This window comes from Nonomuraea lactucae, from assembly GCF_003313395.1.
Classification (GTDB): Bacteria; Actinomycetota; Actinomycetes; order Streptosporangiales; family Streptosporangiaceae; genus Nonomuraea; species Nonomuraea lactucae.
Genome location: NZ_QNFZ01000906.1, coordinates 1 through 7,729, shown reverse-complemented (window position 1 = coordinate 7,729; position 7,729 = coordinate 1). Strand labels below are relative to the sequence as shown.

The 7,729-nt window shown below is 71.1% G+C and carries 12 protein-coding genes; 6 read left to right on the top strand and 6 right to left on the bottom strand.

Annotated features, from left to right (window positions below):
* The 3 genes from DQW85_RS31355 to DQW85_RS31345 form a co-directional block, all read right to left on the bottom strand.
* Positions 1–747: FGGY family carbohydrate kinase (locus DQW85_RS31355; protein ID WP_275888275.1), on the bottom strand; the 747-nt coding region annotated here is incomplete at its 3' end.
* Between the two features lie 196 nt (positions 748–943).
* Complete coding sequence (locus DQW85_RS31350) at positions 944–1,132, bottom strand: hypothetical protein (RefSeq protein WP_113703411.1); 189 nt, start codon at positions 1,130–1,132, stop codon at positions 944–946.
* Positions 1,133–1,235: 103 nt separating this feature from the next.
* A complete protein-coding gene (locus tag DQW85_RS31345) occupies positions 1,236–1,685 on the bottom strand; it encodes a MarR family winged helix-turn-helix transcriptional regulator (protein WP_420819198.1) in 450 nt (149 codons plus the stop codon).
* Positions 1,686–1,749: 64 nt separating this feature from the next.
* Here DQW85_RS31345 and DQW85_RS31340 point away from each other — a divergent pair, with 64 nt between their 5' ends.
* From DQW85_RS31340 to DQW85_RS31330, 3 genes are all read left to right on the top strand, one after another.
* The gene (locus DQW85_RS31340) at positions 1,750–2,259 is read left to right on the top strand and encodes a VOC family protein (protein ID WP_113703409.1); all 510 of its coding nucleotides are present in this window, start codon (positions 1,750–1,752) and stop codon (positions 2,257–2,259) included.
* Between the two features lie 129 nt (positions 2,260–2,388).
* Positions 2,389–2,634 carry a hypothetical protein gene (locus tag DQW85_RS31335; RefSeq protein ID WP_113703408.1) on the top strand — a complete coding sequence of 82 codons (246 nt, stop codon included), beginning with the start codon at positions 2,389–2,391 and terminating at the stop codon, positions 2,632–2,634.
* A 68-nt stretch (positions 2,635–2,702) separates the two neighbouring features.
* Complete coding sequence (locus tag DQW85_RS31330; protein WP_205315552.1) at positions 2,703–3,224, top strand: MarR family winged helix-turn-helix transcriptional regulator; 522 nt, start codon at positions 2,703–2,705, stop codon at positions 3,222–3,224.
* Here DQW85_RS31330 and DQW85_RS31325 read toward each other — a convergent pair.
* Both DQW85_RS31325 and DQW85_RS31320 read right to left on the bottom strand, forming a co-directional pair.
* Positions 3,172–4,284 (bottom strand): hypothetical protein, encoded by a 1,113-nt coding sequence (locus DQW85_RS31325; protein ID WP_113703407.1) that lies wholly within the window; start codon positions 4,282–4,284, stop codon positions 3,172–3,174. The two genes, DQW85_RS31330 and DQW85_RS31325, sit on opposite strands and share 53 nt — an antisense overlap.
* Before the next feature lie 23 nt (positions 4,285–4,307).
* Positions 4,308–4,955 (bottom strand): class F sortase, encoded by a 648-nt coding sequence (locus DQW85_RS31320; protein ID WP_113703406.1) that lies wholly within the window; start codon positions 4,953–4,955, stop codon positions 4,308–4,310.
* 137 nt (positions 4,956–5,092) lie between these two features.
* Between DQW85_RS31320 and DQW85_RS31315 the strand changes: the two genes are divergently transcribed.
* Both DQW85_RS31315 and DQW85_RS44940 read left to right on the top strand, forming a co-directional pair.
* Entirely contained in the window at positions 5,093–6,271 is a 1,179-nt protein-coding gene (locus DQW85_RS31315) for a glycosyltransferase family 2 protein (protein WP_205315551.1), read from the top strand.
* A gap of 2 nt (positions 6,272–6,273) precedes the next feature.
* Entirely contained in the window at positions 6,274–6,435 is a 162-nt protein-coding gene (locus tag DQW85_RS44940) for a hypothetical protein (RefSeq protein WP_162795523.1), read from the top strand.
* A gap of 63 nt (positions 6,436–6,498) precedes the next feature.
* On the opposite strand, the gene DQW85_RS31310 is transcribed toward DQW85_RS44940, so the two are convergent.
* Positions 6,499–6,975 (bottom strand): hypothetical protein, encoded by a 477-nt coding sequence (locus DQW85_RS31310; RefSeq protein WP_113703405.1) that lies wholly within the window; start codon positions 6,973–6,975, stop codon positions 6,499–6,501.
* Between the two features lie 290 nt (positions 6,976–7,265).
* Here DQW85_RS31310 and DQW85_RS31305 point away from each other — a divergent pair, with 290 nt between their 5' ends.
* Complete coding sequence (locus tag DQW85_RS31305) at positions 7,266–7,658, top strand: peptidase inhibitor family I36 protein (RefSeq protein ID WP_113703404.1); 393 nt, start codon at positions 7,266–7,268, stop codon at positions 7,656–7,658.
* Positions 7,659–7,729: the final 71 nt, after the last annotated feature.

The window sequence follows — 7,729 nt, the reverse complement described above, 5'->3', positions numbered from 1 at the left end:
CGCGCCCTCAGGTGGGGTCGTCACGGGCCGGTCCGTGGTCCCGGACAGGGCCGCGCCCGCGGGCGGGGGTGTGGCGGCGTCCGCCAGCGGGCCCAGCACGCGCGGCAGCATAGGCGCCCTGCCGAAGGCGGCCTCCAGCAGGTCGGTGCGGTAGACGCCGGCGGCCGGGGACCAGTAGCCGGTGCCCGAGGCGTCCCCCCGGTCCGTGGTCAGCCAGTCGAGCGGGGGCGGTGGCGCCTCCCCCCAGGAGGGCCAGGGCAGGGCCAGCGCGCCCGCCAGCCGCCACGTGAGCCAGTCGTGCGGCAGGCAGACCGCGACCGTGCGGCGGGCGTTCTCGGGCTCGTGCTCGGCCAGCCACCGCAGCTTGGTGATGGTGAACGACGCCACGGGCACACTGCCCACGGCCTCGGCCCAGGCCGCCGGACCGCCCAGCTCGGACACCAGGGCGGCGGCGGCTCCGGCCGAACGGGTGTCGTTCCAGAGCAGCGCGTCACGGACGACCGCGCCGGAGGCGTCGAGACAGACCATGCCGTGCTGCTGCCCCGCCACGCTGATCGCGGCGACGTCGTCGAGCCCACCGGCCTCCTCGACGGCGCGCAGCAGCGCGGCCCACCAGTGAGACGGATGGACCTCGGTGCCCACCGGGTGGGCGGCCCTGCCCTGCCGTACGAGCCGCCCGGTGGACGCCTCGCGGATGACGACCTTGCAGCTCTGCGTCGAGGAGTCGACGCCCGCCACGAGCGTCATGCGCCCACGCCCGTCAGCCACTCGCCCGCCAGCCGCTCGCCCGGCGAACCCGCGCCAGGCGAACCCGCGCCCGACGCCCCGCGACCGGGCACCCCAGGAACCGGCACGCTGTCTCGAGCGGGACGGCGAGTGTCAACGCTCCCCATGCCCCGATGCTGCACGAACGGGCCCGCGCATCACAAGCCGGGCCCGCGCATCACAGGCCCGAAGGATCGCGCCCCACGCTGATCTCCTCGGCGATCCGGCGGATCTCCACCACGTCGAGACCGGGCGCCTCCGGCAGCTGGGTCAGCAACGCGTCCATCACAACGGGCACCGGCTCGCCCGCCATGCGACCCGCGATCCCGTGGACCGTCCTGAACAGCGCCTCATCCGTGTCATGCATCCCCGACTCCTTGCCCGGCTTCCCAGATCGGACGCGACGCGCCCCGGGCCCGCGGTCCGACCTCCGGGAGGAACGCTACGACGCGGCACCGACACTTTTCGCGCTACCGCTCCAGCGTGTTCCGTACGGCCGCGCATATTTCGTTCAGCGCGCGTACCTGCTCGGGCGACAGGACGTCGAACAGGCTCCTGCGCACCTCCTCCACGTGGCCGGGTGCGGCGGCCGCGAGCGCGTCGAAGCCGGCCTCGGTGAGCACGGCGAAACTGCCCCGCCGGTCGTCGGGGCAGGGCTCGCGGCGCACCCACCCGCGTTCCTCCAGGCGCGCGACGGCGTGCGAGAGGCGGCTCTGCGAGCACTGGGCGCGGCCTGCCAGCTCGCTCATCCGCATGCGACGCCCGGGCGTCTCCGAGAGCGTCACCAGGATCATGTAGTACGTGTGCGGCATGCCCGCGTCGCGCTGCAACTGCCGGTCGAGCGCCCCGTACACGTGCTGTGTGGCCGCCACGAAGTTCCGCCAGGTCCGCTGCTCGTCGGCGTCCAGCCATCGGGTCATGGGTGCCATTTTAGTTGAACGCTCATATACTTGGCGTCGACTCCTGCGAAAGGGGAGGCTCATCGTGCCTGTCCAGCGGCTCAACCACGCGGTCCTCTACATCCGCGACCTGGAGCGCAGCGTCGCCTTCTACCGTGACGCCCTCGGCTTCGAGGTCGTCATGAGCATGCCGGGCGGCGCGTTCTTGCAAGCACCGGGCTCGTCCAACGACCACGACCTGGCCCTGTTCGAGATCGGCCCGGAGGCGGCCGACTCTCCGGCCGGACGCACCTCGGTCGGCCTCTACCACCTGGCCTGGGAGGTCGACACGCTCGACGAGCTCGAACGCATCGCGGCCAAGCTCGGTGAGTCGGGCGCGCTGGTGGGCGCCTCCGACCACGTCACCACCAAGGCCCTGTACGCGCACGACCCCGACGGCCTGGAGTACGAGATCTGCTGGCTGGTGCCGGCCTCGCTGATCGACGACGAGGCGCTCGCCGCCCGCAGCCGCATCCGGCCGCTGAACCTCGCCGCCGACAAGCAGCGGTACGGCGGGCAGACGCGCGGCGGCGTGGGCGTCTCGACCCCGGCCTAGAGCCTTCCCCCTCGCTCACGGGGCGGGCACGTGGTCGGCGCGTCGAGCGACGGGGGGCCTCGGCGAGCTGCCCCGAGCTCACGGAGGTACCGTAAAGGGTGTCCGACTCTCGCGCCTTGGAGAACGGTCATGCCGCGCGATCCTGACCACGTGCTCGACGCCATCGACGGCGTAGTCGACGACTGGGAGACGTTGAGCGCCGACGCCATGCGCTGGACGCCTCCGGAGAAGAAGGAGCCAGACCTGCTGAGCGAGGTGGCCGAGATCTTCGCCCCGCTCACCAACGCGCTCACCGAGGCGTTCCGCCCGCTGGGTGACGCCGTGACGCGCGTGCTGGACAACTTCATCGACGGCAGCGACGACGAGGAGCGCTAGCCACCGGCGACCGCATGGGGCCGCGGCCGATCGGCTCCTCGCCTCCGACAGCGCCGCTATATTCGGGTATGGCATTCCTGGGTACGCTGCTGCGCCAAGTGCACGAGGTCATGGACGGGGCGGTCGCGGAGGTCTACGCCGATCTCGGCATGCCCGACTACCGGCCGCGCTTCTCCCCTGTGGTCCGCGTCCTGGTGGCCGAGGGGCCCATGGCCATCCGTGACCTGGCCGGCGCCATCGGCGTCACCCATTCGGCGGCCAGCCAGACCGTGCACCAGATGAGGCGGTCGGGGTTCGTCTCGCTGGAGCGGGGCGTGGACGGCCGCCGCCGCATCGTGCAGCTCACGGAGCGGGCCCGTGCGGCGCTGCCCGCGATCGAGGCGGAGTGGGACGCGACCACCCGCGCGGTCGCCGCCCTGAACGCCGAGCTGCCGGTGCCGCTCACGGAGGTGCTGGAGGCCACGGTCGAGGCGCTGCACCGCCGCCCGTTCCGCGACCGGATAGCCGCCACCACGCGGTTACCGAAGCCGGCGGTCGCTAAGCCGCGGGCAGACCCAGGTGGTTCGCGATCGCGGCCGTCAACGGCGTGACCGTGGGCATGGGCGGCCCGCTGTAGTGGCCCGGCTTGTGGGTGCGCAGCAGCAGCTCGCCGCTGCGTTCCCACTGGAAGCCCTCCCTGTTGAGCAGCCCGGCGAAGACCGCGCTCGCCTTGTCCGGGTCCCGCGCGGCCAGCCGCTCGATCGGCACGGGCGAGACGGCGTCGCCGCGCAGGTAGGCGGACAGCAGCTCGCGGTGCTCGCGCCTGACGACCAGCCGCGGGTCGGCGAAGAGCTCCTCCAGCTTGCCGAAACCGGCGTAGTAGCCGAGCCCGCGGGCCTCGTCGAAGATCAGCGCCACCGTCTCGGCCTCGGCCAGGTGCTCGGGGAGGTCCGGCTCCGCCGGAGCGCCGCCGCCCAGCCTCGCCGCCTGGTAGGCGAGATAGCCCCGTACCATGAGCCCCACCGCGCTGCCCCGCAGCACCACCAGATCGGCGCCGAAGTAGCCGATGAAGCAGCGCCGCTGCTCGCGTTGCAGCTCGCGGGCCTGGGCCAGAAGCACGGGGTTGCGCATCACCCAGGCCGGGTTGTCGAGCGCGACCCGCGCGGCGACGGGCGTCAGCATGGCGCGCGCGCCGGCGGGGTGCACGGCCGGAGTGCCGCTGAGCAGCCAGTCGGCCCCGAGCGGGATGAGCCGCCCGACCACGAACACGCCGGGCTCCAGCTCGTCGAAGGCGCCCTCGCCCCGGTTGGAGAACACGCGGTAGACCAGCTCGTCGACCAGGTTGAACAGCAGCACGGCCGCCCGGTCGACCGCCCGGACCTCGAAGACGCCCTCGACCACTGTCTTCCAGCTCGTGAGCAGCTCGACGTCGGCCCGGTCCAGGCCGGTGACCTCGGCGAGGAACCGGTCGATGACCGTGCCGCCGCCGGACAGCTCGTGCTGATGGGTGAAGAAGTCGACGGGCAGGAAGGCGGCGGCCTCGTCGGCCGGCGGCCCGTCCGCGTAGAACCGGCCGAGCACGTCGTTCAGCTCGCGGCCGAACCTGCCCGAGGTGGCGAAGTGGACCAGTTCGGCCTTCAGCTCCACGGCCCGCGCAAGCTTGCTCATCATCACTCCTCGTGTCCGGAGTGACACTAACCGTCCAGGGCGCCCTTCCGGGGCGACTTCGCCCAACCGGTGGAGACGAGGTGGGCGTAGACGATGATGTTGTCGAGGTAGTGCCGGCGGCGGCTGTCGAAGTTCCCGCCGCAGGTGATCAGCCTCAGGCCGGGATACTTGGTCATCCCGTACACCTTGCGGGTGGGAAAGCGGTCCTTGGGCACGCTTTCCAGGGAGTCCACCTCGAACGTCGCGCGCGTGCCGTCCTTCCTGGTGATCTTCACCGTGTCGCCCGGCCTGAGATCGCCGAGCCGGTAGAAGACCCCCGGCCCGTCCCTGGAGTCGACGTGCCCCGCGATGACCGCGGGGCCGGTCGAGCCGGGTGACGGGCCGAGCCGGTACCAGCCGGCCTCGTGGACCCTGGAGAGCGGCGGCACCTCCAGCGTGCCGTCCGGGTTCTTGGCCAGCGTCATGAGCGTGGTGCGCACCCCGATCCCGGGGATCTCCAGCAGCACGGGCCGCGCCGGTTTCAGCGCCCGCGCCGTGGCCTTCGGGCGCGTGAGGGGGGTCGCGGCGCTCGCGGGCGGCGCCGGTGGAGCCGCCTGCCTAGAACGGTCCACAAGGAGCACGGCCACGCCCGCCACGAGGAGGGCGGCCAGCGCGAGAGCGGCACCCCTGACCATAGATCACCATCCGAGCTGATCATGCACCTGAGCTGGTACTCCAACATTCGCCCCTGGTGTGTAAACCCACCCCATAGAACACACGTGTAACCCTTTGGTACGGTCCATCAGCATGCCATGACCCGGATGGTTCTGAAGTGGTTCAGTCAAGTACGCGCCAAGCACCGCACGCGGTGCGGCGCCTGGCCGGCGATCATGAGTTGCCCGGCCGCCACCGGGCGCGAAGCGGCGCGGACGGCAGACGCGACCTGCCGCCGGTGCCCGCCTCCCTCATGCGCGTCACCGTGCTCGTCCCCGCGCACAACGAAGAGGACCAGATCGCCGAGACGCTGATCTCGCTCCAGCGCCAGCAGCGCAGGCCCAACCGCGTCATCGTGATCGCGGACAACTGCACCGACGCCACCGAGCGCATCGCGCGAGCGCACGGCGCCGAGGTCATCCGCACCGTCGGGAACCGCCACAAGAAGGCAGGGGCGCTCAACCAGGTGCTCGAAGTGCTGCTGCCGCACCTCGGTCCCCTGCACGCCGTCCTCGTGATGGACGCCGACTCGGCGCTCGACCCGGGCTTCATCCACCACGCGATCTCCAGGCTGGCCACCGGCCGGCTGGCGGCGGTGGGCGGCACGTTCACGGGGAAGCCGGGCGGCGGCATGGTCGGGATGTTCCAGCGCAACGAGTACGCGCGCTACGCCCGTGACGTGCGCAGGCTGCAGGGGCGCGCGCTCGTGCTCACCGGGACGGCCACGCTCTTCCGGGCGCTGGCGCTGAAGGAGGTCGTCAGGGCCCGCCGCAGCGGCCGCCTCCCCGGTGACCACCACGTCTACGACGTACGGGTGCTCACCGAGGACAACGAGCTGACCCTGGCGCTGCTGCACCTGAAGTTCCGCATCCTGTGCCCCGCCGAGTGCACGCTGACCACGGAGGTCATGGAGACCTGGCGCGACCTGTTCAAGCAGCGCCTGCGGTGGAAGCGGGGGGCGCTTGAGAACCTCGCCGACTACGGCTGGACGCCGGTCACGCTCCCCTACTGGGGTCGCCAGCTCCTGTCGCTGCTCGGCATCATCGTGATCTTCGCCTACCTGGGCTCGACGGCCTGGTCGATCACCGTCGCGGGCGGGGTCGAGGTGCAACCGCTGTGGCTCGCGGTGACCCTCCTCTTCGTGGTCGAGCGGATCGTGACCGTACGGAGCAGGGGCGTCAGGCACATGGCCATCGCCGGTCTGCTCTTCGTAGAGATGATCTTTGACGTCTTCCTGCAGATAACACAGGCGAAAGCCTTCTGGGACGCCGCATGGCGCAGAGAGAGGAAATGGTAAGCATGTACAACAACCCGATCGGTGGGGTCGCGACCGGCTTCGGAGGCGCCGCCCTGTCGGCCCCTTTCGTCGGCTGGAACGCCTTCTGGGTGGGGCTGGCGGCCTTCACGCTGTTCTCGGCGGCCGTGGCCGTCAAGCGGATCCTGCCGAAGCGCGAGGCGTAGCGGGCGGGCCACCGGGTCGGTCCGTACGCCCCGCGTACGGCCCGACCCGGTGCGGCCGGCGTATCATCCGCAGTTCTTGAACTTGCCCCGCTTGGCCGAGGCGATCCCGAAGTCCCTGCGCGTGTCCGTGGTGTGGCCCTCGAAGTCCACGCACTGGCCCTTGGCGTAGCCGATGGCGGCGGCGTAGTAGCGGTACTTCCTGGCCGTGAGGGTGCCGGGGTCGCGGTAGGCGCCACCGCCCTCCACCTTGAGAATCGCCTGGGTGTAGGTGGGGGTCCCGGCGTAGGCGGTCTTGATCACCACTACGCAGTTCTTCCGCAGGCCACGGTTCCACATGAGCCAGACGTGCCCCCAGGTGGACCCACCGTTCTTCAGCGTCCTCCTGTTGTCGCTCACGTGGGTCCAGCCACCACGCCCGGACTCCTTGGCGCAGGCGGCCTCGGGGGTGTAGCCGGCGGCCATGGCGGGGGCGGGGTGGGCGAGGACCGTGCCGGCGCCGAACAGTGCGGCGACGGCAAGGGCCTTCGCAGACTTGCGCATGCGTCCATCCTTCTCGATGACGGCCGGGCAGGGCCCTGACCAAAGGTCGTGACAGCAAGTTGGCATGATCGCCAACGGTAGTCATGCTCTCACGGAAGAGATCCACATGCCGCCCATTTAGGCCCCCGAATCCCGATATTTCGGTCGATGCGGGTGAATCTGCCGGACGCCGGACCGCACCCCGCCACCGCGGCGGGCGCTCTTGCGACTTGACCGCAACTACTGACAGTATTTGCTTAGTCACGTAGAGTGCTCAGTGGTTCGTCCCCCTGTCCTGAAAGGACCACATCATGAAGGCACTCAAGCTGGCCCTCCTCGGCGCGATCGTCGCGATCCCCGCCACCGTCACCGCCCCCGCCCATGCCACCCCGGTCCGGCCGCACCAGGTCTCGGCCGAAGCCCTCCAGCGGGCGGCCGAGCAGTGCGCCGCCGGAGAGATCTGCTTCTGGCGCGACCGCGACTACCAGGGCGAGCCCTGGCGCTGGATGCCGTCCAACGGCTACCGCGACATGCCGCCCTACCTCCACGACCACGTCTACTCGTTCTACGCCAACGTCCGCGGCTGCTTCATCGACTACGACCCCCGCGAGTTCCGCGCCGTGAACATCGGCGACTACGCCCGCGCGTACGACACCAACTTCGGCACGCGCATCGACGCCGTGGCCGTGCACAGCGCCTGCTGACAGTGGGCGCCCCGCGGCGGCGCGCCCTCGGCGAGCCACGCGGCCGGTGTCGCGTCCGGTCGCGGAGGGCG

Bases quoted from the DNA above. Each gene is read 5' to 3' on its own strand.
- DQW85_RS31305 (WP_113703404.1), top strand. From the start codon at position 7,266: ATGAAGGCACTCAAGCTGGCCCTCCTCGGCGCGATCGTCGCGATCCCC.
- DQW85_RS31320 (WP_113703406.1), bottom strand. From the start codon at position 4,955: ATGGTCAGGGGTGCCGCTCTCGCGCTGGCCGCCCTCCTCGTGGCGGGC.
- DQW85_RS31350 (WP_113703411.1), bottom strand. From the start codon at position 1,132: ATGCATGACACGGATGAGGCGCTGTTCAGGACGGTCCACGGGATCGCG.
- DQW85_RS44940 (WP_162795523.1), top strand. From the start codon at position 6,274: ATGTACAACAACCCGATCGGTGGGGTCGCGACCGGCTTCGGAGGCGCC.
- DQW85_RS31345 (WP_420819198.1), bottom strand. From the start codon at position 1,685: ATGACCCGATGGCTGGACGCCGACGAGCAGCGGACCTGGCGGAACTTC.
- DQW85_RS31325 (WP_113703407.1), bottom strand. From the start codon at position 4,284: ATGATGAGCAAGCTTGCGCGGGCCGTGGAGCTGAAGGCCGAACTGGTC.
- DQW85_RS31310 (WP_113703405.1), bottom strand. From the start codon at position 6,975: ATGCGCAAGTCTGCGAAGGCCCTTGCCGTCGCCGCACTGTTCGGCGCC.
- DQW85_RS31335 (WP_113703408.1), top strand. From the start codon at position 2,389: ATGCCGCGCGATCCTGACCACGTGCTCGACGCCATCGACGGCGTAGTC.
- DQW85_RS31330 (WP_205315552.1), top strand. From the start codon at position 2,703: ATGGCATTCCTGGGTACGCTGCTGCGCCAAGTGCACGAGGTCATGGAC.